The following is a 22,784-nucleotide window of genomic DNA, read 5'->3' as shown; positions in this document are numbered from 1 at the left end:
GGTAGATGAGTAAATCAGTGCCCAAGGGCACCCATTAAAAAACGGGGCGCTTCGTCAAAAAAATCTAATAACCTTTGATTAGCTAAGTATCATGCCACTACAATATAATCACCCCAAATAAAGGGTCAGTTTATATACCTGACCCTTTACCAACCAAATAAAATTATTATTAAGTATTAACTCTCTACCAAGACTGTAAAGAAAAATCAAGATACTATGATTAAGCATAAACAACCGTAACAGTATTTGAACCTTCTGTAACAGTAATTGTACAAGTTCCTCCTGCAGTTACACTTCCAGTCGATGCAATACCAGCAACTGCTTTATCAGCATCAGCTGTTTTCCATCCATTCTCACTCTGAGTCATATCTACTACAGCAGTATAAACATATGCACCAGCAGAACCAGTTCTAGTATAAGTAATTTTATCTGTATTAGCAGGCACATCATCTTCAGTCAATGCAGCAGCAACTATAGTAGCATATGCAGCACGAGCATTTGCAAGATCAGTTGCTTCCTTAGCCTTCTCCAACTGACTAGCAAATATAGGTATTGAAATCGCTACGAGTACACCGATGATAGCAACTACGATCAGCAACTCAGCCAGTGTGAAACCTTTTTTGTTTAACTTCTTGAACATTTTAGTCCTCCTTAAAAATCATTTATAAGAACTGCATCTTGCAGTACTTTACAAAAGTTACAAAACATCAGAACAGGTTGTACATCGTAAACATCGGTAGATATATCGATATTACAAGAAAACCTGCAAAGATCGCCATGACAACCAGCAGTGTCGGTTCCAACATGGTTATCGCCTGCTGCACACGTCTTTCCGCCTCAACTGTGAAGTAATCACCTATTACCTCAAGTGTCTGATCAAGTTCACCGGTCTCTTCACCGACTGAGCACATGCTCTTGAGTGATTCCGGAAAGTATTCACAATCCTTTATACACTCGCCGACCGGTTTACCTTCCTCGATCCTGCCTATCATCTTTTTGACATCCTTCTGCAGAAGATAGTTGTCCAGAACCTTGGCCGTAACCGAAACGGATTTGTCAAGTGTGAGTCCTGACGCAAGCATTGTCGCCATTGTGTTGGCAAACTGAGCCGAACCGCTCATTACATTGATCCTGCCGATAACCGGGAGACTCAAAGCAAGTTCTGCTTCAAGTACCATACCTCGCTCGGTTTTGGTAAAAATCTTCCAGCCTATCAGAAGTAATATAACAACTATTAGTATGAACACCCACCAGTCTGCAAAGAAGTTGGCCATGTCAATCATAATCCTGGTCATTAGCGGAAGATCACCTCCCAGACTGCTGAAGACTTCAGCCAATGCAGGAATGACCTTAACCATGATGATGATAAGAACTATAACTGCAATACAAACTACAAATATCGGATAAGTCAACGCGCTTCTGATCTTCTCACTGTTCCTCGCACTGGTTTCATAATACTTATGCATCCTTGCGAAGGAATTCTCCAGTGTACCGGAAACCTCTCCTGCACGGATAGTCTCCAGAAATGTAATCGGAAATGCCTCGTCATAACGCTCCAACGCTGTTGTCAGGCTGGAACCACCGAGTACATCTTCAGAAGCTTCTGTAAGTATCTTATGAAGTTTCTTGTCTTCTGTCTGCTTTGCAATCATGTCGATCGCTCGTCCGACCGGCATACCTGCCTGAAGTGTTATCGCGAACTGAGAACACATAAGTGCCAAAGCCCGGGTCTTGATACGAGGACTTCCCACCTCCATGGTCAGGATGTTCTCGATCTTACGTATGTCTGTATCTACCGGTCTAAGATTAACGACTATGGGGCACTTCTGTTTAATCTGTGTAACGGCAGTGTACTCGTCCGGGGCCTGGATCACACCCTTGGTCTCTATCCCGTCCTCAGTCAATGCCTTATAAGAATATGTAACCAACTGAAGTCACTCCTATCTAAAAGTCTATAATGCCAAATCCCTCACTACATATACGTAACACTGGACGTTAATTGCATTTAATGAAACAATCACCGTCAATAATACTACTTAATATTTTCTCCCCTATTTCATAAATCGGTAAAAATTTCATTTTTCATAAATGTATTCTACATGTTTTACATATATATTTCAAATATTATTCTTTATATTTTTTATATTGCGGGCTGTAAAAAACACTCGCCCCCTCTGACAGGCGCCAATGCTCACATCGGTGTGAAGCAAGCCGACCTGACTCAGCATCTCAGCTTCTTTTCAACATAGTCCTCATCTATCGCAGCCTGAATAGCTGTTTCTGTTTTGATCTTTCCTTCCTGAGCCATCTTAATGAGACAGTTGTCCATGGTAATGGAGCCCTGATCAAATGATCCAAGCATGAAACTCTGCATCTGAGGTGTCTTTCCTTCTCTGATGAGATTCTGTATAGCCGGTGTAACTATCATTACTTCAGCCGCAACAGTTCTTCCCGAACCGCTTGCACGAATGAGAAGCTGCTGCGAAAGAACAGCCTTAAGCGTAGTGGAAAGCTGAAGCCTTATCTGCTGCTGCCTGTTCTCGGGAAATACACTTACGATTCTGTCAATTGAACTTACAGCACTGTTTGTATGAAGTGTTGCAAACACAAGATGTCCGGTCTCAGCCGCAGTTAGAGCAGTCTCTATAGTCTCAAGATCTCTCATTTCACCTATGAGGATGACATCAGGATCCTCTCTCAGTATCGCCCTCAGTCCCATCCCGTAACTTTCGGTATCCTTTCCGATCTCACGCTGATTTATGATGCTCTTGTCAGACTGGTATACGTACTCTATCGGATCTTCAAGTGTGATGATGTGATCATTTCTTGTATGATTTATCTTATCGAGTATTGCCGCAAGTGTTGTTGACTTACCTGAACCGGTCTCACCTGTAACAAGTACTATTCCCTTCTTATAGTTTGGAAATGTAGAAACCACGTTAGGCAGCCCCAGAACATCCAGCTCCGGAATCTTATCAGAAAGAATTCTGATGGCCGCAGACACTGACCCCTGCTGCCTGAACAGATTGATACGCACACGCTTGTCTGCGATGACACCGCCGCAGTCAAGCTCTCCCATTATCTCTATCTTCTTGTATTCATTTCCGGCGATTTCCTTTGCCAGACTTTCACAGTCCTCGCTTGTGAGAACATTGCTTGCGAGATCAACTATCTGTCCGTCCTTGCGACATTTGATTCTAAGCCCGGCAATGAGGTGTATATCAGAAGCCCCCTTCTGTGACGCCAATGAAACAATATCTTTTATATGTACCATATCTTCTCCATCCAATGTAATTACACTCTTTAGCCATCAGCATCATAAAGCAAACAAACCAAATGTTGGGATGTGAGTATCAAAAATATTTGCCACTCACATCTATGCTTCCTATTCATTATCGGTTCATCTGAGAATTTGATAAATCAAAGTGAGCACAATCAGATGAATAGGATAAAATAAATAAAATCCGTACTTTGAAACCTTACTCTTTTTTCCTTCCGTTCCGTCATAGAAATACGTGATCAAAACGGCAGCCATAATGACTCCGGCATTTACCAACACCGCCTCCGGAAAGGTTTTCCCTGAAAGAAGATCCTCAACTATGCACAGTAAAATGCAGCACACCCATGCAGCTTTAAGTTTCCCTCTATCAAACAGAAAACGTCCATTTCGGTTCACTTTATCGCTTACAGAAAAAAGGCCGCCATGATAATGCTTCTTATCATTTTCATATCCAATATCCCGGCTCTCCAGCTCCCTTAACAACTGTTCCCTGTTCACCGGTTCATGTGCCCCCCTGATACTTTCACGATTATCCATTGCTCTCAAAAGTATCAATGTAAAAGGCACAGCCAACATGCTCCAGTCTGTATACATATTCGCCAGAAGAAGCAGAATCTTAAGCATTATCCGAATATTCACATCACTGGTTCTGTAATGTACATGCACCGTCATGAGACACAGGGCCAATGAAAACATCATGTTGAGCAGGTTTATCTTAAATGCCATGTAAAAGGGATACTGTGACAAAAGTCCAAACAAAATAAGACGCAGAAGATACTTCTTTGCGTCCTTTGTATAATGATAGCCCTCTATCACTCCGAAGATCATGACAGCACCTGTCATACTTCCGATACCGATAAACATCTGTTTCAACAGTTCCGCAACAGGTACAGACAGGTGAAGGTTCATAAGAATCTGACCTTCACCCTTTAGTCCCGGAATCAGAATGATCTCAGAGATATGATCAAGCACCATGGCAAGGATAGCTAAATATTTTAAATGCTTTCTGTCTATAGATATGGTCAACCCTAGTAATCCTCTAATTCTGTAACGGTTCTCATAACCTCATCAACAGTGGTGATGCCGGCTTCCACCAGGCGGTCAGCATTTTCAAGCATGGTAACATATCCTGTTTCCTTCGCGAGACGCTGAAACTCCTGCTTGCTGTCACTCTTTGTAATGCATTCTCTCAGAGCATCATTCATGACCAGTACTTCGAAATCACCGATACGTCCTCTGTAACCTGTATTGAAGCACATATCGCAGCCTCTACCGTGGTAGAATATGCGTCCCGGTCTCTCCTTGATTCCTGCCATTCTGAGTCTTTCAGGCTCCACCTTCTCTTCTTCCTTGCAGTTAATGCATATGCGTCGAAGCAGTCGCTGCGAAATGATTCCTCTCAGGCCTGCAGATATAAGGTACGGAGCAACGCCCATATCCTTAAGTCTGTCAATAGCACTGATTGCATCTTCGGTATGAATGGTAGTGATAACGAGGTGTCCCGTCATAGCTGCTCTCATGGCAATCTCTGCAGTCTCACTGTCACGAATCTCACCTACGCAGATGATATCCGGATCCTGACGGAGTATGGAACGAAGTCCTGAGGCAAATGTAAGTCCCACCTTCTCATTGATCTGCACCTGAATGGCACCGTTGATATTGTACTCAACCGGATCTTCCAGAGTTATCAGATTGGTGGATTCGGAAAGAAGCTCATTTACAAGCGCATACATGGTGGATGACTTACCTGAACCTGTAGGTCCCACGATCATGATAACTCCACTGGTAAGTCCAAGGAGCTTTGAGATCTTTGCATCCTCTTCCTCAGGTATTCCGATACCTCTTCTGTTAAGTTTCGAACCGTCGCGGCGAAGTATACGGATAACTATGTTCTCACCGTAAATCGAAGGAAGCGTAGAGATACGAAGGTCAATGTCCTGTCCCTTGATGCGTACTCTTGCACGTCCGTCCTGTGGCAAACGCCTCTCGATGATGTCCATACGGCTCATGATCTTGATTCTCGAGATGACCGGCTCCATCAGGTTACGTGGTATGGTCAGAATCTTGTGAAGACGTCCGTCTATTCTCATTCGGATGATCAGATCTCCATCAGTAGGCTCCCAGTGAATATCGGAGGCATTCTCAATATATGCACGCTCGATGATGGAGTTTACGAGACGAATAGTCGGAGCTGATTCCTCACTTGAATCTATGGTTTCATCTTCGGGTGAGGCAATCTCATCATCTGTTATTCCGGCTTCAGCACGCATCTGCGCCATTGCCTGGGCGGCACCTTCATTTCCATATAAAGTATTGATGGCATGGTCAACAGCATTACCCGCCGCTATCATGGGGATAATGTTCTTTTTACTTGCCTTTTTGGCCTCCTCTATAGCCATGAAATTGGTGGGATCCGCCATGGCAAGGAAGAGATTGTCTTTTGACACAGAAACCGGAACCATTCGGTTCTGCTTTGCAAGATTTTTAGGTATGTACTGAGACATCTCCGGTGCTATATCTGTCTTCGTCAGATTGATATAGTCGATACCAAGCTGCATACGCAGAGCCTCTACCATCTGGGATTCGGTAATGTATCCATGCTCAACCAGAGTGGTTCCAAGTCTCTCATGTTCTTTTTTCTGTATGGATAATGCTTCGCTAAGCTGCTGCTCAGTAAGGAGATTGAGCTCAACAAGCATATCACCAAGTCGTTTAGTCCTCATATCTACACACTTTCATTATATGTGAAACATGTGATGCACAGCTCCGCATCTTCACGATCTACGCTTCGCTGAACAAAACATAATGAAAAACAGTCAAACAACCCTATATGAAATTTCTATACTTATATTTATTTTGACATACAGAGAAAGAATTTTCAATAATCTAGCCTCGTGAGAAATGAGTTTTTGAAGTCATTTTGTAAGCATTCAACCGGGGCAGGAATCAGGGCTACCCAAGTGGGGACGATATAAGACCGAGGTGCAGAAGCGGAAAGATCAAGAATCTGATCTCTAAGTGGTTAAAATAATATGTATTTTTATAAAACAAAAGAGCCAGACTTTGCGCCCGGCTACCTAAACCCTTGTGGTTTCCTATGATTTAATATGATACTTGATTAACAAAAAATTAACAAGTATCTTCATTGATTTTTTGTATAAATATTTTTAATGTATCTGTAATTTTTTTGTAATTATTTGCATGTATTAATTCATATACAATCCAACATCACAGATCACTTATCGTTTAACACATCATCAATGAAGAAAAGAAGCTCCAGTACACTCTGGAAATTCTTTTTTTCATCGGCTTCAGCATGTAACGCCTTACCCTGCCAGGTTGAATGTTGTCTCATCTCTGTAAGTATCAGAAATGTAGCAAGATCCCCTCTCTCCGAAGTGATATCCCGAGACTCTATATCTCTTGCAAAATTCACAAGTCGCTTCTCTGTCTCATTCTCCCTGACAGTATCCTCTGCATTTATACGACGCATGGTGAAACTTCTTGTTTTCTCAGACTCCTCAGGAAACCCCCATTCATTGTACAGTTCCTCAAGTTCTCTGATCATCCCCATACTGGAAGTAAAGATCAACTCCTTGTCATCATACTGATTGATGATTCTTCCGCTGAAATCATGCTCCTCGCTGCGATCCACCAGCACACTTACAAGATTGATACCGTTCAGCCTTTCCATAAAATCCCCTCTCTAAATCGTAATAATATCCGGTCATCGAATTTCAAATATCAAAGGCTTTCCTGTAGTTCATCCTCAAGCAGCTCATCCGAAGCTTCTGCATTATCAAGTGCCCCGTTCAACATCTTGATGAGTTCGAGTGTGGAACGAAAATACTTGGTCTTGGATTTCTGTGCCCAGGTTACTTTTCCCTGCCATGTTGAGTTCTCACGGCACTTAACATTAACAATAAAAGTTTCACTATTCATTTTTACCCCTCTTTTTAAAAACCCACTCTAATGGTTGAATAAAAGTACCACCGGAAAAAATTTTCTCCATAAAAATACCCAAATGATACATATTAAACAAACCTTATAAATGATGATATACCCAGAAGTATTATGGTTTTGATTAAATAGTATTACAATTTTGATTAGTTTTTCAACTTAAAAATTGTTTACTATTGGATTTTTTAAGAGACAGATTCTGCTATCAAAGCACCATGCACAACAAAACGTTCATTCCCCCCTGCCTGTCCTATGCATGTTGACAAAGTTACAATACCGGGTCTTTCAGAAAAGTCTATTCTGTTCCTGTATCCCTTAAAATATGAATTTCCAAGGCAGTAGGAAATATATTTATCATATCCTTTATCATCGGTGAAACTTTGATATGTTGTTCCCTCACTTGTTGTCTGATAGAAAGAGAAAATCTCATACTTTCTTACTTTTCCATCTGTATAAATATAAAAATACGGATGCTTTGATGCAGTGTCCGGATCCGACTCAAACTTCTTAAGTCTTCCAAACATGGAACCATTCTTCATATTGTGTCCGAATATAAATGTATGCTGTCCCCGGAAATCCTTTTCACTTTGATAATCGTAGAATATACAGCCCGAACTGTTATAGTTACCCTCAAAGGTTCTGTGAAGATATTCTTCATTATCCGCTGAATACACTACCGGATACTGTATCTTCAAAACAGGAATATAGAGAACACAGGCCAGATCACTGTTTACATTCCTGAGTCCTTTGAAATCTATATTGAGATCAGGAAAAAATGTGAGTCTTGCCGGGTCATCCTGTGAATCATCATCTGTATAGTCTGATGTCCCCGTATCATCTTTGATATAATCTGAATCAATCCTCTCGTACTCATCTACCGCTTCCTTGTATTCCAGATAATCTCTTGCAAACAGCCTTCCGAAAAACAGAGCAGCCACAGCCGCACATACCGGAATCATATAAAAAATGACTGTTCCGATTGAAATTTTCTTTTTTTCTTTCACAATGCCCCCCTATAGTTTGATGTCTTTAGTATTTATCTCCGGATCTTATTCATATCCAAGTATAACAGAAAATATTTTTCTTAAAAGTATACAATATATACCCCATCTCCGCAGTATGAATTAGTTAGTTATAACTAAATTTATTTTCCAAAAAAATACAATATTCGAAAATTATTTCATTGTACTTTTGAGAAAACTATACTACACTATCCGTATAGATGAGATTGAACACTTCATCGAACACTAAGTTTTGAATTTTTATATTATTTCAAGGAGGAACACCCATGTCACATTTTATCAATGATGAGTGCGTTAGCTGCGGATCATGTGCTTCAGTTTGTCCAGTAGAGGCTATTTCAGCTGGAGATTCAAAGTACGTTGTTGATGAGGATACATGTATCGATTGTGGTGCTTGTGAAGAGGCTTGTCCTACAGGCGCTATCGCTGCTAAGTAATTCTATAAATCAAAACTTTCATAGATCGTTGATATCGAAAGATATCAACGATTTTTTTTGTTCCGATATTATGATGATGCTTATTACATTATTACTGTTAAAAACAGCCGAAGGGTTTTCTTACCCTCCGGCTGCTGCCTGTTCTGTACTATATGTGAATATCAAGTGATGAATTTCTCACTATTGAGCACTCACCCAATCTTTAAACATTTCTGTCTACTGAATTACTTAACATCATCTCTGAACATCTATTCCGAATTCCTTCGGCATAAATCTCGGACATACATTATCTGTTGTAGAAATAACCGAATTTGCAAGGCGTGTACCGATCATGCAAGCCTCTCCAAGTGACTTTCCATATGTAAGACCGATGGCAACACCCGAGAAGAATGCATCTCCGGCTCCTGTAGTATCGATAACACCCACAGGGATACTCGGGCAGAATCCCGGCTCACCGTCCATTGAAGCATATACCGCACCCTTGGAACCCATGGTAACTACCATACGAGGATACTGCGCTGACTTAACCTGTCTGTCAAGTATCGTTACAAGTTCTTCAGGTGTCTTATCACAATAGTCATCCGAGAACAGCATACCTGCTTCCTGATCGTTACATACTATAACACCTGTTCTCTTGAGAAGATCCCGTCTCTGCATAGCAATGGACATATTGGAAACAACTGCAAAAACCTGCTTCTTATACTTATCCGCAAGCTCAAAGATCTGCTTAAGTATAGCAGAATCCATATCTATCTCTACAACAACACTGTCTGCATTGCTGATGATCTCATCTCCCTGTTCCCTTAGAATCGTAGAAACCTCAGTGAGGTCAGGTCTTCTTGAGATAGAGGCTATAACATCACCTTCATTGGAGAATACAGCAAGCCATGTTCCCAGTCCGCCATCAACCCTTCGAATATACTGAGTGTTTATCTTGTGACGATTAAGCTTATTGATAACATCAGTACTTGTACCGCTGTTATCAACTATACTTACAAATGTAGGTTTCAGCTCAACATTGGCGATATCCTCTGCCACATTGCGGCAAACACCACCATGAACCTCAACTACGGTTCCGGCATTTCTTCCGTTAGGAACATATACTTCCAAAGGATATCCCTTAATGTCTACAAATGTTGCTCCAATTACTACTATTCCGTTTGTCATAGATCTCCTCTTTAAACTCTTTATAAGAAAATGTTTTTGCATTATACATCTATAAAGGAGATGACACAAGTTTTGTATTGTACTTTAATAAATATTAAGACGTGAGTGTCAAAAACATTTGCTACTCACCGATTTAGCGCCAGCGCACACTCGTGTGCATAGAACAGGAATCCTTACAGATTCCTTTGAAGCGATCAAAGCCGCGTGTCTCCTTAGGTTAAAAATCGAAGGCAGTTGTGCTGCTGATTAATTGCAAAGCTTACCCGATTGGTCAAAAAAGTATATCTGTCCCCCCTGATATAAATATCCGGTATGCATCGTTCCGTCCGGATTGAAATAATACTTATATCCCGTTGCATTATCCGTGTACCAGCCTGTATCCATGACGCCGCCTGTGAAATGATACCAGTCGGCATCCTTAAGCTTAAGCCATCCATCAGTCTGCTTTACTGCTGCATTACTCTGATTTACAGCCTGTCCGGGATTTGAAATCTGATTTGCAAACTGCTTACCTGTAGCAGTCGCCGCCGGATCATTCAGCTTCATAAACTTCATCCTGTCATAACTGTAGGTTCCGAATATGGTCTTCGGATGCTCCTCTATATACTTATCCTCGATTTTGTGGAACATAGCCCAGTCGATATTTACTGTTTCGGAAGCCTGAGTTTCATTTTCCTTAAGGCCTGTAACAGTAAAGATATAGTTTCCTATACCATTCTCTATACACAGCTTTGTAAAATCATAATAATCCTTGTTAGTTACCGTAACAGAAGGCCCGACTTTATTCTCCACCGCAACAGAATCTCTGTAAAGCTGAAGTTTATAATGCTGATCATCCTCTGATCTGTCCCAGTAAGCCATCATGAGATCATCGCCGGTATCCCACTGCAGTGATGAAAATGCATAATCCTTCTCATCAGTGGAAGCTGCATAGACAGGAAATACAGAAATCTGCGATACCATTCCTGTTCCGATTATAACAGCCATGGCAAATACTGCTACATGACGTCTCAGATTCTTTTTTGATTCATCCATATATCTCATAATCATCTCTCCTCCAGAATTTCATACCGAATGTTTTTTATTTACCGGGAAGAAGTATCTCGTACTCCGTACTGTGATCAGTATTCTCCTTAGATCTAAGATGAATATAACCACCATGAGCCTCGACTATCTTTTTCGAAATTGCAAGTCCGAGTCCTGATCCCTTTCCGGATTTTCTTGATTCATCACCTGTGACAAAGGGATCAAATATTGTCTTCCTGATATCTTCCGAAATGCCGATTCCATCATCACCAAAAAGTATCCTGATCATCGGTTTTACCTCCGATGCTCCCACCAGAAGGCCTTGTTCTCTCTCAAGACTTACATATATAGTGGTACCCTTGGGGTTATGTCTTAATGTATTATTGATGAGATTCTCAAACACTCTCTTTAACTCTGTATGATCAAATTCCGCATATATAGCATCATCAGGAATGCTTACCTCAAGATCAAAACCCGCTATGGCCAGCTCATCGTAACGGTTTGCAATATACTCCCTCAGGTACTCACCGATATCTCCCCGTTTCTTTCTAAGTACAAAGTCAGGATGCTCAAGTCTGCTGTACTCATGAAAAGTATTGATAAGTTCGGAAAGAACGAGTGACTTCTTATATATTGTCTCTATGTAGGTCATTTCATTTTGAGGCGGAATTGTACCGTCAAGAATGGCATTGGCATAGCCCTGGATAACAGTCACCGGAGTCTTTATATCATGAGAAATGCCTGCAAGCATACGTTCACGGCCTTCCTCCAGTCTCTTCCTCTCCTCATTGCTCTTTTTAAGCTCGTGAGCCATGTCATTATATGATTCACAGATTTCCTGTAGTTCATTCGGTCCTGTATATTCAATTGGTTCAAGTTCAACCTCATTCCTGTCGAATCTCTCCAACGCACTTTTCAACAGATTCAGAGGTCTCAGAACACTCTTGTTCATTTTGAAAACAAAGAACAGCATCAGTGCAAATTCCCCTGCCACCAGTAATGCAGCTGTCGATGCATCTATTCCTGCCTTTTCCTTGTTATAAATCTTCAGCTTTGATAAGTAGTCTGCCGAATCCTGTGATTCTTCGATATGCTGCTTTAATATATTCAGATTCATAGGTCTGTTTCTGTAAATGACATTTCCCTCATCATCAAGAATCACGAGATACTTGAGGTTCATCTCAAGTTCTTTCTCATTTTCATTGTATGTGTATTCATATTCCTGAATCAGAGTATTCTCTTTTCCGTTTTCCGAAGCCACCTGCTCATCATAAGCAAAGTAGTCATTGTTATTATCTGAAAAATATTTATTTTCCAGACTCTTTGTCATGACATAGTTTCCGGAATAAAGTACGGCAATGAGTATAACCGTTCCTATAATAAATCCCAGGAATCCACGCATGATGAGAAAATAGAGACTTCCCGTTGTATTTTTAAATGTGAATGCTTTCATTATTTCTTCTCGAACTTATATCCGAGTCCTCTAATTGTTTTCAGATATACAGGCATCTTAGGATCAGATTCTATCTTTTCCCTGATGTTTGAAATGTGAACCATAACTGTATTCTCATCATTTTCCACATAGTCACCGCTGGCATGCTGATATATCTGAATCTTGGTGAAAACCTTACCCGGATTCTGCATCAGGAGATGCAGTATCTTATACTCCATTGGAGTCAGAGCAATGTCTTCATCGCCCTTTTTGAGAGTCATGTTATTTACATCAAGGATAAGTTCGCCTACTCTGATTTGACCTTCATTATCGGAAGAACTGTCATTCAGGTTGTAGAATCTTCGTATGTTCGATTTGACTCTGGCTACTACCTCCAGGGGATTGAATGGTTTAGCAACATAGTCATCCGCCCCCAGATCAAGCCCAAGAATCTTGTCGCTGTCCTCTGTTTTGGCTGAAATGATTATGACCGGTGTGTTGTGGTGTTCCCTCATCTTTCGCAGCAGTTGATAGCCGGTCATCTCCGGCATCATGATATCCATCAGCACAAGATCTATATCCTGTTCTTTTTCGAGACATTCCCAGGCCAGGAGCCCATTCTCCGCTGTAAGCACCTCAAACCCTGCATTTTCCAGATAAAGCGAAAGCAGGTCTATGATGTCTCTGTCATCCTCTGCCACAAGTACTCTGTATCTTTGATCTTTCATATATTCATCTCCGTTTGTATCCCGATAGCTTTGATTTTTGCCACTCTCTGATGATGCTCAATCCCCCATACCTCTACTTCATTATATCTGACACATCATTCATATCTCAATGCTTCTATAGGATTCATCTTTGCCGCCTTGTTTGCCGGATAATAGCCGAAGAACAGCCCAAATGCCATGGAGAACAGAACGCAAACCACTATACCACCTACAGATGCAGAGCCCTGGAAACCCATCACCTTCGTAGCCAGTATTCCAAAGGAAAGTCCGACTATGATGCCTATCATTCCACCAAGCAGACAGATCATCATGGCTTCAATGATAAACTGAATCCTTATATCATTATTCGTCGCTCCCAGTGCCTTTCTGGTTCCGATCTCTCTTGTTCTCTCCGTGATAGAAACTATCATGATATTCATGACACCGATTCCACCTACCAGAAGCGCTATAGCACCTATGGCCATAAATGCATTCTTCTGAGTATTAAGCATCGCATTCATCTGCTTCAACTGTTCCTTCATGCTGTATGAATAGCTCTCGTAGGCATCATTATCCTGATAAAATGTAGTATTTATGTAATCCTGAATTTCCATAGAAAGCGAAGCCGGATCAGTTCCGTTTGAAGCTTTCACTGAAAACTCGTCATACAGATCACCGTTCTCCACCTGCATCTGAGCAACAGAAAACGGAATATAAACTATCGTCGATATATCTTCCTGGGAAAATCCTGCTGTCATACCACTGTCAACATACTGATATACTCCCACTATGGTATATGTATAATACTTGTTATCTACCAACACTTCTATCTCTTTGCCCAGGGCCGAAGCATTATCATCCTGAAATATCTTCTGAACATACTTATCCGAAACAAGAGCAACCTTCGCAGAAGCCTCCTCATCCTTTTCAGTGATGCTGCGTCCGCTGAGTATCGTCAGATTTTCACCGGCAAGAGCCATAGGATTGAGTCCCCTGATATCTACATTGGCATACAGCTTTCCATTTTCAACCCGGGATGAACCAATACTTTTTGAAAGAGCAATTCCTGTTATTCGTCCTTCAAATTTATTACTAAGTTCTTCAAACATTCTGTCATTGAAATAATCACTGTTTTTCATCTCACGACTTGTCGAATCATCGTATGACTTCTGAGTCAGAAAAACCTCTATTTTATCCGCGCCCATGCTTCCCATAGAAGACATTACCGATTTGTTCATCGCATCACTTACCGTCATAATGGCGATCATTGCCGCGATTCCGATGATGATTCCCAGCATCGTGAGAAATGTTCTTATCTTGTTAGCCATAAGCCCGGTGAGGCACAGCTTAATGTTTTCAATCAGCATAAATCTATATAACACTTTCTATCACACATATAACTATGGAAACTATGATTAAATCAATGTTTCCTTAGATCATGATTTTTAGAGAATTTTCCGACAGTCTCTCCGATGATATTACCGTCTCTCAAAGTGATGACTCTTTCAGTCTCTTCCGCCAGCTCATTAGAGTGGGTAATGAGAACGATTGTGATCCCGTTTTCCTCATGCAGCCTGTGAAACAGATCCATAACGATACGTCCCGTATTAGAATCAAGCGCTCCTGTAGGCTCATCCGCAAGTATCATTGACGGATGATTGACAAGTGACCTTGCAATTGCAACTCGCTGTTTCTGTCCTCCCGATAGTTCATCTGGAGTGTGATGCATCCTCTCCTTCATTCCCACTAGTTCAAGAAGCATTTCCGCTCTTTCCCTACGTTCTCTTTCCGGTACCCTTGCATACAGCATCGGAAGTTCAACATTTTTCAATGCACTGGTTCTGGGAATCAGATTGTAAGTCTGAAAAACAAATCCGATTTCCTTATTTCTGATGTGACTGAGCTCATTGTCCGCCGCACTGCTAACATCGATGCCATTAAGCTCATAATCACCGCTTGTAGGTCTGTCCAAAAGCCCCAGTATATTCATAAATGTCGATTTTCCTGAACCACTTGTGCCTACTATGGAAACAAATTCTCCTTTATGTATGTCGAGATCGATTCCATGCAGAATCTCGAGTTCGTTTTCCGTTCCTATATTAAAGCTTTTTCTAATGTTCCTGGCCCGCATTATTGTTTCAGCCAATTTTCTTCCTCCTGTTGTCATATCAGATATCTGGTATCAAGAACTAAAGTAAAACCAATTTTCGCTGCGGGTACATAACTTGTTGTATTTTAAACAAATGGTAACCGCTGATATTACGATGTGAGTATCATATTATTGAACACTGATCTCAGTCTCTGTTGAAGAGGAAACAACATTATCCCCCTCCTTTAGTTCATCGGATTTAACCTCTATATAGTAATCAGTCTTTAGTCCCGTCTCTACCTTCACAGCCTTTCTGCTTCCGTCATCTTCCATCACGTAGACTATGCTGTTTCCCTCCTCATCGGTATCAATGTAGGTGCCTGGAACAGCCAGTACATCCTTCACCTCTTTTTCCAGAATCTTTATCTTGGCAGACATTCCGATACGAAGCCTGTCACTTGGATCCTGAAGAGTGACTTCTATAGGATAGTTACTGCTCGATGACTTTGCATTGGTAGTACTCGAATCCTTACCTGTACTTGTCACACCCGGAATCGGTGAAACAAATGTTACCTCTCCGTTCATCTCAGTGTCTCCCGTAGTCTTTGTGGTGACAGTTGCCTTCATATCAGCCGCAATATCACTGATATCATATTGATCGGCCTCAGCACTCGCCTTAAACCCTGATGTATCCTGTATAACCGCGATAACATCGCCCTTATAAATGTCTCCGACAGAAACATTCAGATTGGTCACAACACCATCTATAGGCGCCGTTATCACTGCCTCATTGATCTGCTTCTGCACCTTCTCCACATCGTTCTGAGCATTCTTTTCACTGTATTCGGCATTCATCTTAGCCATGGCGATTCCGGACTCGCTGTCCTGAATGGATTTCTGATTACTTGTATTGGTTTCAGCCAGTGTCATCTGTGATTTCTGAAGAGTCTGATTGTAGCTGTCAATGTTATCCTTTGCACTCTGCAGCTTAGTCTCAGCTTCCTTCCTTTTGGACTGTGCCTCGGACAACTTTGTCTTGAGCTCACTTATATGAGATTGTCTGTCACTCTGTGAATTGGTGATCTGATCTATATCAAGCTGAAGCTTTGTTGTACTGCTGTCCCCGTGATCATCATCACCGTCATCCTCACCGCTTTGAAGCCTTGTAAGCTTACGCTGCTTGTTTCTGAGAACCGCCTGTTCAGAATCATATATATCCTGACAGCTGTCGATCTCAGTCTGAAGCTGATTTTCTTCCAGAAGGTACTTCTGAATATCCTGCTGTGCGTTGAGAACATCAGTCTCACTCTGATGAAGTTTTTCAGTAGTTGTATTAATGTCCAGGGTTGCCTGCGCCACCTGATTTGACATTGTCATTTTTGCATTTTCTAGATTTCTTCCTGCTTCATCTATATCATTTCTGTTCTTTTCTACAGTATTATTGAGCTGCGCCTTTGCAAGCTCCAACTGCTTTTCGAGGTTGTCAGTGCTGAGTATCGCAATGGTATCTCCCTTTTTCACCCTGTCTCCGACTTTGACCATCACAGACTTAACTTCAGCATCACTTACAGTAGATGAAATGCTCTTACTCTCCGCACTCATGATAGTTCCGTTCAGAGTAATGCTTTTGCTTAGATCAATTCGCTGAACCGGTATGGTGTCATCCATGATATTTACCTGTTCCGCCGCTCTCGCACTGATGCTATGCCTTACAAAAAGTCCACCGGATACTACTGCCATAAAACATAATGCCGCAATGACTTTTACTTTTCCCGTTACTTTAAATCCCTTTGATGCCTTAACACCTGTTTTTTTCAGATTATTGCCTATATTGTTTTTACTACCGGATATTGAATCCCTGAGATTAATATCATCCGGTTTGGATTTCATTTTATTTAACATCAAAAGCCTCCATGACTGAACATTTTCGATGTTCACATCATAGAGGCTTAACCTTTATTGACGCCTAAAGTAATCTAAAGATTTCTTTAGGGAAATGCTGTTACCTTAGTCGTATCATGAAGTCTGTCGCTGCTTTTGTGCAGCCACTGAGTTAATCAGTATTTACTTATTTTTGCATTTCCTCAGTATTTTTCAAAATCTATCTCATCCAGCACTTCATCAAAACGACGAACCGGTGGCTGCTCTTCCAAATGCTCTCCGATAGGTTTCTCCATCCATACCATATTATACCATCGTTTAAACTTATATCCGCATTTATGAAATTCACCAACCATACTGTATCCCAGATGTTCATGAAACATTACACTATTCCTGGTGAGATGCTCATCCTCCATATCTGGATAAGCTATACATGCATTAAGATTCAGTATTCCCTGTTTTTTCAGAATATCCTCAAGGGCATAGTACAATCTCTTTCCGATACCTGACCTTTTCTGACTTTCTTCTATATAAATAGACGTCTCCACACACCAGTCATACGCTGCACGCTCATGAAAAGGACTTACATATGCATATCCCACCGGTTTACCATCCTGTTCAGCAACGATGTATGGATATCTTTCAAGTACCTTCCCTATCCTTCTCTCAAACTCCGACAGTTCCGGAACAGTATATTCAAAAGTTATCGCCGTTTTCTCCACATATGGCGCATAAATATCAAGAAGCTCAGCCGCATCTTCAATTGAGGCCTTTCTCACAATTATGTCGTTTTTCATAGTCAAAATCTCCTGTCCAAATTACGGTATGGCATCTTCATATTATGACGTTAGCGTCAAAAGTATTTGCCACTCACTGATTAGCACCAACGCACACATCCGTGTGCATAGAGCAGGAATCCTTACAGATTCCTTTGAAGCGCTCAAAGCCGCGTGGCTCCTTCGATTAAAAATCGAAGGCAGTTGTGCTGCTGAACACTCAAACTTGAATTCTTTTGCTGTGCAAAACGACTACGTTATTCGTGTTCAGGCGGGTCATTAAGTCCATAACCCACACTTGTGTGAACAATAGTATATCGAATAATAAGTAACCGGCACATAGCACACTGCTCAAATGAAGTATCAAAGCGTCTTCTATGGTTTTTTATGTTCCAGGAATATAATAAACGCTGTACTAGTATATCGAATAATAAGTATCTGACACATTAAGCACTACTTTATAGCAGAAATACTAGCCTGACATTACAGCAAGGATGTATCAGAAACTTAATTTATGCTGTACTAGTACATCAGATAATAAGTACCTGACACGTAATTCATTGTTCAAACACTTAAATGCACAGCCATCATTACAAATATGATGTATCAGATACTTAATTTATGCTGTACTAGTGTGATAGACTTATGACACATATGTCATTATACATTCCGGCTAATCTTTTTCGAATTCTTCAGCTACATCCTTCAGCAGCTTTCTTATAGGTAAATGCTGTGGACAAACTCTCTCGCAACCACCGCAGTTTATACAATCACTTGCTTTACCGTTTCCTACAGTCAAAACATCTTCATAATAATAATCCTGATTCCAGCTGTGGAAAATCATTTTTTTGTTCATGCATGTAAACATATCAGGAATTAGAATATGCTTCGGACAATGATTCTCCTCAACACAATATCTGCATCCTGTACACGGAATGGAATTCAAACTTTTGAAAATATCCCTCACCTTCCACAGTGACTCAAACTCCACATCCGATAAAGGCTTGAAATCCTTCATGTAACTGATGTTATCCTCAATCTGCTCCATGTTGCTCATACCGGACAACACCATCTCCATACCCTCAAAGCTCGCTGCAAATCTGATGGCATAGCTAGCATTGGAGCCACCATCAAGCTCGCGCAAAACGTTATCAGCCTTCTCAGGCAGATTCACAAGACTGCCGCCCTTAACAGGTTCCATAACAAGCAGCGGCTTCCCATGCTTACGGACCACATCATAAACCTTTTTAGATTCCACGGATTCATCATCATAGTCAAGATAATTGAACTGAATCTGAACCACTTCTATATCAGGATACTCTGTCAGAATCTGATCAAGCACCTGAGCTCTGTCATGGAAGGAAATGCCTACATGACGCACTTTACCTTCTTTCTTCAGTTCAAATGCAGTTTCATAAGCATGGCATGCCTTAAAATGTTTAAAGTTCGTCGCATTTTGAGAATGCATCAGATAAAAATCAAAATATTCAACACCGCATGCCTTAAGCTGACTCTGAAAAAACGGGCGTATATCAGCCTTGGATTTAAAATATTGCCCCGTAAGCTTATCTGTCAGCAGAAACTCATCTCTGTTATGCCTTTTGACCAGACACTCCCGCACTGCCAACTCTGAAAGGCCATTAATGTATCCATGAGCAGTGTCAAAGTAATTGAACCCGTTTTCGAGAAACAAATCAACCATCCTTTTAACTTGTTCTATATCAACAACGTCTCCCTTCATAGGAAGACGCATCATACCAAAACCCAGTTGCTTTTTCATCTCCGGAAACACTCTATCCATAATTATCTTCCTGACCTTCCTTCCAACCACTATATCATTAGCGTTACAGCCGAATCCATCTGACATAAAAGATTCAGGGAAACATTAATTAAACCGTTTCCCTGTCAGGATTTTCGATGCGAAGAATCAACTTCCTTTGAAAATCCTGATCCAGACGTCTGAGGCTCTAAGTAAACACGGATATAATCGGTGTTTACTTAGAGAAAGTCCACTACAGCTATTTCTTAATAAGACGTGAGTGTCAAAAGTATTGCCACTCACTGATTAGCGCCAACGCACACATTCGTGTGCAAAGGGATTATCTCCGAGAACGATACCCGAAAGATATGAGCAGGAATCCTTACAGATTCCTTTGAAGCGCTCAAAGCCGCGTGGCTCCTTCGATTAAAAATCGAAGGCAGTTGTGCTGCTGAACACTCATAACTCACGTCCTTTTGCTGTGCAAAACGACTACGTTATTCGTGTTCGGGCGGGTCATAAAGTCTCAAATCAACGTGCAAGCACGTGATTTGGTACTTTTGACCCTTACATCATAATATCATTTTTGTAAATTATATTATGTACAAATCTACAAAACAATTCCAGGCTCTTTTCACTTGGCGACGTAATATAATTCTTTAAATGCTCATTATATTTCTCAATGTTTTTTTTGATAAACCTGTCAGAAATCCCCATATCTCTCTTTCTTATTTTAAAATTAGCCATGTAGTCTTTAAAAAACAAGTCATTTCCATTTCGATAAAACTCAAGATACTTGTACGCTGTAACACTTCTTAGCAACAGTGAATCCGACATATTTTTGAAATTTTCCGGCTTTATATTCTTAAAATCCCAAAATCTTTGTTGATAATTCACTATTCTTGCATTAACATTTTCTATTTCATTAATTCCCGAATCATCCAGACTCTCGAGAACTCTTTTACATACATCTATAACTAATATCTCTTTTATCTTTTTTTTATCAACAAGATACTCAAATTTATATGGATAATAATTATCAATATATTCTGCAAGACTCATGTCAAATTCGTCAGCAATCTCTTTAAAACTATCCGACGAGGCCACGCCCACACACTTGTCCGATTTTGTGATAGTAGATTTTTCCTGCTCCACCTTGTCAATCAGGTAAAACTCATCAGTTTCAAAATATATTGCATTTTCTGGAATTGTTGGAGTTATAAGACATGTATTTATAAATGCCGTGTCAATAAAATCTGCATTTACACAATATACTGCATCGAATCCCAGATATTCATTTATTCCGCGTTCCATGTATTTCTCACGCCAATCATACGGTTGAAAAGTCAAAAACCTCATAATATATTAGTAATCCTTCTGTAATACTATGATTTAGATGTCTAAGCAAACTCTGATTACAGCTTTTCACCGGTCAGATTATATATACCAATAAATCTCTATGAAAATCCGCACCACAATCCCGGAGTCATTTTAGAAAGCTCTAATCTGAAAAGTTTTTTTTAAATATAATTGTGTCACCTTATATATCGTGAAGTAATATAAAATATATAAAGCAAAAGGCTTCAGTATCATCCTTATAAGATACTGAAGCCTTAATCAGACAAGGTGCCCCCATTGCCACCACGAAAGCTATTGCCCCCACCACGCCCCCATGGAGATAAAAAAGCATGAGGTAATACTTGAGACACAAGTAAAACCCCTAGTATCTAAGCCATTTTGATACTAGGGGTTTACCTTTCGTGTGGTCTTCTCATAAATAACCTCACATTCTATATTTTATGTACAAAGAAGATACGATACTATGGATTAATACATAACCACCGGATCTCAGTTCCGGATTGTAAATATTAAATTTGCTCGTGTATCTCAAATCTTCTTGTACAATTATACTAACATCCGAAATATTTTTCGTCAATTGATCAAATATAGAATTAATTTTTATTTTATGCTTTTAAGGTTTACTTTATAATCTGTGCCTTTGCATTTTCATGGAACGGAATCATATGTGCCTTTCCAAGCGCCAGCATGATTATTGGGATCAATACGAGCTGCAGAACTATACCGGGAACTGTTTTTACAAAGTACGAAGTTACAAAAACAGAAAATGAATACTGACCACCAAGTAACAAAGCCTGAACGATACCACCCACTATTCTGCCTGCAATCATAGCCGGAATCATAGCTTTATAAACCGCCAGCACACACTTCCACTTTGATTTTTCATATAAGTACCCAGTCACAAATCCATACGTTGCCAGCTCAAATGCCATAGCAATAGCTCCCGGAAAAAGTTTTGGCATACCGAAAATAAATGAACGAAGTAATGGTACTATAAGTCCCACAATAGCTCCATAAATCGGACCGCATACCAAACCACATAGAATAACAGGTAGATGCATCGGTGAAAGTAACTGCCCTATGGTCTGTATCTGCATTGTGACAAAAGGTAATACCAGGCCTATAGCAATGAACAATGCTGAAAGTGTAAGTTTCTGTACGTCAATTTTCTTCATGATTAATTCCCCTTCTGACTACCCAAATTATGATCACAATTAACCCCCCATTATATTATGAAATAATGATATTGTGATATGATGATAAAAAACTCCCCTCTCATTATTATATTCTCTCAAATCCATAATGGTAAACCTCTACTTTTATGAAGTACCTTCTAAATAAATGACACAGTAAAAGTTACTATTTATCAAACATACTTTATAATTTCTTTGTCTCGCCAGACTTTCATAAAGAAGCTATACAAAAAAAATAAAAAGCCTTGAGATTTCTCTCAAAGCTTTCGAAGCCGGGATTCGGACTCGAACCGAAGACCTACTGATTACAAATCAGTTGCTCTACCAACTGAGCTATACCGGCACAACTCCTCCAGTTGGACTCGAACCAACGACACCGCGGTTAACAGCCGCGTGCTCTACCGACTGAGCTATGAAGGAATATGTTTTAATTTGTAGGAATCTTTCCGACTCCCTTTAACTGCCCAAAGCCGTGCGACTCTTTTAATCGAAGATCAAAAGAAGTATCGTGCCTTGAAAACTGCGTACCGAATGCAAATAACTTATTCTCAGTAATCCATCTGTTATCCAGCAACCAAACCACATTGGTCAAACCCTCGACCTATTAGTAACTATCACCTGAATGCTTTACAGCACTTACAGCTTAGCCCTATCTACCTCGTAGTCTTCAAGGGGTCTTACTCTTGCGATGGGATA

The 22,784-nt window shown here is 40.5% G+C and carries 20 protein-coding genes, 2 tRNA genes and 1 rRNA gene; 1 reads left to right on the top strand and 22 read right to left on the bottom strand.

The annotated features are described in order from the left end of the window. Positions 1-220: 220 nt before the first annotated feature. From BM294_RS02810 to BM294_RS02775, 8 genes are all read right to left on the bottom strand, one after another. Positions 221-640, bottom strand: coding sequence for a type II secretion system protein (locus BM294_RS02810; RefSeq protein ID WP_091204752.1), 420 nt, complete (start codon positions 638-640; stop codon positions 221-223). A 67-nt stretch (positions 641-707) separates the two neighbouring features. Then, a complete protein-coding gene (locus BM294_RS02805; RefSeq protein WP_091204750.1) occupies positions 708-1,928 on the bottom strand; it encodes a type II secretion system F family protein in 1,221 nt (406 codons plus the stop codon). A gap of 293 nt (positions 1,929-2,221) precedes the next feature. After that, positions 2,222-3,274 carry a type IV pilus twitching motility protein PilT gene (locus BM294_RS02800; RefSeq protein WP_091204749.1) on the bottom strand — a complete coding sequence of 351 codons (1,053 nt, stop codon included), beginning with the start codon at positions 3,272-3,274 and terminating at the stop codon, positions 2,222-2,224. Between the two features lie 126 nt (positions 3,275-3,400). Continuing rightward, complete coding sequence (locus BM294_RS02795; protein WP_091204747.1) at positions 3,401-4,306, bottom strand: TraX family protein; 906 nt, start codon at positions 4,304-4,306, stop codon at positions 3,401-3,403. A 2-nt stretch (positions 4,307-4,308) separates the two neighbouring features. Continuing rightward, on the bottom strand, positions 4,309-6,003 hold the full coding sequence (locus BM294_RS02790) for a GspE/PulE family protein (protein WP_091204745.1): 1,695 nt from the start codon (positions 6,001-6,003) through the stop codon (positions 4,309-4,311). Positions 6,004-6,515: 512 nt separating this feature from the next. Further along, on the bottom strand, positions 6,516-6,974 hold the full coding sequence (locus BM294_RS02785; protein ID WP_091204743.1) for a hypothetical protein: 459 nt from the start codon (positions 6,972-6,974) through the stop codon (positions 6,516-6,518). Positions 6,975-7,024: 50 nt separating this feature from the next. Continuing rightward, positions 7,025-7,222 (bottom strand): hypothetical protein, encoded by a 198-nt coding sequence (locus BM294_RS02780; protein WP_091204742.1) that lies wholly within the window; start codon positions 7,220-7,222, stop codon positions 7,025-7,027. A gap of 203 nt (positions 7,223-7,425) precedes the next feature. Next, positions 7,426-8,244 (bottom strand): class B sortase, encoded by an 819-nt coding sequence (locus tag BM294_RS02775; RefSeq protein WP_091204740.1) that lies wholly within the window; start codon positions 8,242-8,244, stop codon positions 7,426-7,428. A 284-nt stretch (positions 8,245-8,528) separates the two neighbouring features. Between BM294_RS02775 and BM294_RS02770 the strand changes: the two genes are divergently transcribed. Beyond that, positions 8,529-8,699, top strand: a complete 171-nt coding sequence (locus BM294_RS02770) for a DUF362 domain-containing protein (RefSeq protein WP_091204739.1) — start codon at positions 8,529-8,531, stop codon at positions 8,697-8,699. A gap of 234 nt (positions 8,700-8,933) precedes the next feature. On the opposite strand, the gene BM294_RS02765 is transcribed toward BM294_RS02770, so the two are convergent. The 14 genes from BM294_RS02765 to BM294_RS02700 form a co-directional block, all read right to left on the bottom strand. Next, positions 8,934-9,866 (bottom strand): PfkB family carbohydrate kinase, encoded by a 933-nt coding sequence (locus BM294_RS02765; protein ID WP_091204737.1) that lies wholly within the window; start codon positions 9,864-9,866, stop codon positions 8,934-8,936. Positions 9,867-10,112: 246 nt separating this feature from the next. Beyond that, on the bottom strand, positions 10,113-10,910 hold the full coding sequence (locus tag BM294_RS02760; protein ID WP_175494455.1) for a hypothetical protein: 798 nt from the start codon (positions 10,908-10,910) through the stop codon (positions 10,113-10,115). A 37-nt stretch (positions 10,911-10,947) separates the two neighbouring features. Continuing rightward, a complete protein-coding gene (locus BM294_RS02755) occupies positions 10,948-12,345 on the bottom strand; it encodes a HAMP domain-containing sensor histidine kinase (protein ID WP_091204734.1) in 1,398 nt (465 codons plus the stop codon). Next, positions 12,345-13,052: a response regulator transcription factor gene (locus BM294_RS02750; RefSeq protein WP_091204732.1), complete on the bottom strand. Its 708-nt coding sequence runs from the start codon at positions 13,050-13,052 to the stop codon at positions 12,345-12,347. Before BM294_RS02750 ends, BM294_RS02755 begins: the two co-directional genes overlap by 1 nt. A 95-nt stretch (positions 13,053-13,147) precedes the next feature. After that, positions 13,148-14,398, bottom strand: coding sequence for an ABC transporter permease (locus BM294_RS02745; protein WP_091204730.1), 1,251 nt, complete (start codon positions 14,396-14,398; stop codon positions 13,148-13,150). A gap of 53 nt (positions 14,399-14,451) precedes the next feature. Next, positions 14,452-15,162, bottom strand: coding sequence for an ABC transporter ATP-binding protein (locus tag BM294_RS02740; RefSeq protein WP_334292724.1), 711 nt, complete (start codon positions 15,160-15,162; stop codon positions 14,452-14,454). 147 nt (positions 15,163-15,309) lie between these two features. Beyond that, entirely contained in the window at positions 15,310-17,022 is a 1,713-nt protein-coding gene (locus tag BM294_RS02735; RefSeq protein WP_091204728.1) for a biotin/lipoyl-containing protein, read from the bottom strand. Between the two features lie 182 nt (positions 17,023-17,204). Then, on the bottom strand, positions 17,205-17,798 hold the full coding sequence (locus tag BM294_RS02730; RefSeq protein WP_175494453.1) for a GNAT family N-acetyltransferase: 594 nt from the start codon (positions 17,796-17,798) through the stop codon (positions 17,205-17,207). A gap of 652 nt (positions 17,799-18,450) precedes the next feature. Beyond that, positions 18,451-19,578, bottom strand: coding sequence for an aldo/keto reductase (locus tag BM294_RS02725; RefSeq protein WP_207648042.1), 1,128 nt, complete (start codon positions 19,576-19,578; stop codon positions 18,451-18,453). A gap of 525 nt (positions 19,579-20,103) precedes the next feature. Continuing rightward, a complete protein-coding gene (locus tag BM294_RS02720; RefSeq protein WP_139225839.1) occupies positions 20,104-20,850 on the bottom strand; it encodes a hypothetical protein in 747 nt (248 codons plus the stop codon). 665 nt (positions 20,851-21,515) lie between these two features. Then, positions 21,516-22,070 (bottom strand): ECF transporter S component, encoded by a 555-nt coding sequence (locus BM294_RS02715; RefSeq protein WP_091204722.1) that lies wholly within the window; start codon positions 22,068-22,070, stop codon positions 21,516-21,518. Between the two features lie 288 nt (positions 22,071-22,358). After that, positions 22,359-22,431: transfer RNA gene (locus tag BM294_RS02710), tRNA-Thr, on the bottom strand. A 4-nt stretch (positions 22,432-22,435) separates the two neighbouring features. Further along, positions 22,436-22,508, bottom strand: a tRNA-Asn gene (locus BM294_RS02705). 164 nt (positions 22,509-22,672) lie between these two features. Further along, positions 22,673-22,784 (bottom strand): 23S ribosomal RNA (locus tag BM294_RS02700); the annotation flags it as partial.

The sequence above is a fragment of the Oribacterium sp. WCC10 genome (genome assembly GCF_900113415.1).
Lineage (GTDB): Bacteria > Bacillota > Clostridia > Lachnospirales > Lachnospiraceae > Oribacterium.
This window is presented reverse-complemented; position numbering and strand designations above follow the sequence as displayed.

What these genes read in the sequence shown, in the direction of transcription:
- BM294_RS02780 (WP_091204742.1), bottom strand. Translation starts at nt 7,222, where the DNA reads ATGAATAGTGAAACTTTTATTGTTAATGTTAAGTGCCGTGAGAACTCA.
- BM294_RS02735 (WP_091204728.1), bottom strand. Translation starts at nt 17,022, where the DNA reads ATGTTAAATAAAATGAAATCCAAACCGGATGATATTAATCTCAGGGAT.
- BM294_RS02720 (WP_139225839.1), bottom strand. Translation starts at nt 20,850, where the DNA reads ATGGAACGCGGAATAAATGAATATCTGGGATTCGATGCAGTATATTGT.
- BM294_RS02725 (WP_207648042.1), bottom strand. Translation starts at nt 19,578, where the DNA reads ATGGATAGAGTGTTTCCGGAGATGAAAAAGCAACTGGGTTTTGGTATG.
- BM294_RS02765 (WP_091204737.1), bottom strand. Translation starts at nt 9,866, where the DNA reads ATGACAAACGGAATAGTAGTAATTGGAGCAACATTTGTAGACATTAAG.
- BM294_RS02745 (WP_091204730.1), bottom strand. Translation starts at nt 14,398, where the DNA reads ATGCTGATTGAAAACATTAAGCTGTGCCTCACCGGGCTTATGGCTAAC.
- BM294_RS02770 (WP_091204739.1), top strand. Translation starts at nt 8,529, where the DNA reads ATGTCACATTTTATCAATGATGAGTGCGTTAGCTGCGGATCATGTGCT.
- BM294_RS02790 (WP_091204745.1), bottom strand. Translation starts at nt 6,003, where the DNA reads ATGAGGACTAAACGACTTGGTGATATGCTTGTTGAGCTCAATCTCCTT.
- BM294_RS02715 (WP_091204722.1), bottom strand. Translation starts at nt 22,070, where the DNA reads ATGAAGAAAATTGACGTACAGAAACTTACACTTTCAGCATTGTTCATT.
- BM294_RS02800 (WP_091204749.1), bottom strand. Translation starts at nt 3,274, where the DNA reads ATGGTACATATAAAAGATATTGTTTCATTGGCGTCACAGAAGGGGGCT.
- BM294_RS02755 (WP_091204734.1), bottom strand. Translation starts at nt 12,345, where the DNA reads ATGAAAGCATTCACATTTAAAAATACAACGGGAAGTCTCTATTTTCTC.
- BM294_RS02785 (WP_091204743.1), bottom strand. Translation starts at nt 6,974, where the DNA reads ATGGAAAGGCTGAACGGTATCAATCTTGTAAGTGTGCTGGTGGATCGC.
- BM294_RS02740 (WP_334292724.1), bottom strand. Translation starts at nt 15,162, where the DNA reads ATGCGGGCCAGGAACATTAGAAAAAGCTTTAATATAGGAACGGAAAAC.
- BM294_RS02810 (WP_091204752.1), bottom strand. Translation starts at nt 640, where the DNA reads ATGTTCAAGAAGTTAAACAAAAAAGGTTTCACACTGGCTGAGTTGCTG.
- BM294_RS02730 (WP_175494453.1), bottom strand. Translation starts at nt 17,798, where the DNA reads ATGAAAAACGACATAATTGTGAGAAAGGCCTCAATTGAAGATGCGGCT.
- BM294_RS02750 (WP_091204732.1), bottom strand. Translation starts at nt 13,052, where the DNA reads ATGAAAGATCAAAGATACAGAGTACTTGTGGCAGAGGATGACAGAGAC.
- BM294_RS02760 (WP_175494455.1), bottom strand. Translation starts at nt 10,910, where the DNA reads ATGAGATATATGGATGAATCAAAAAAGAATCTGAGACGTCATGTAGCA.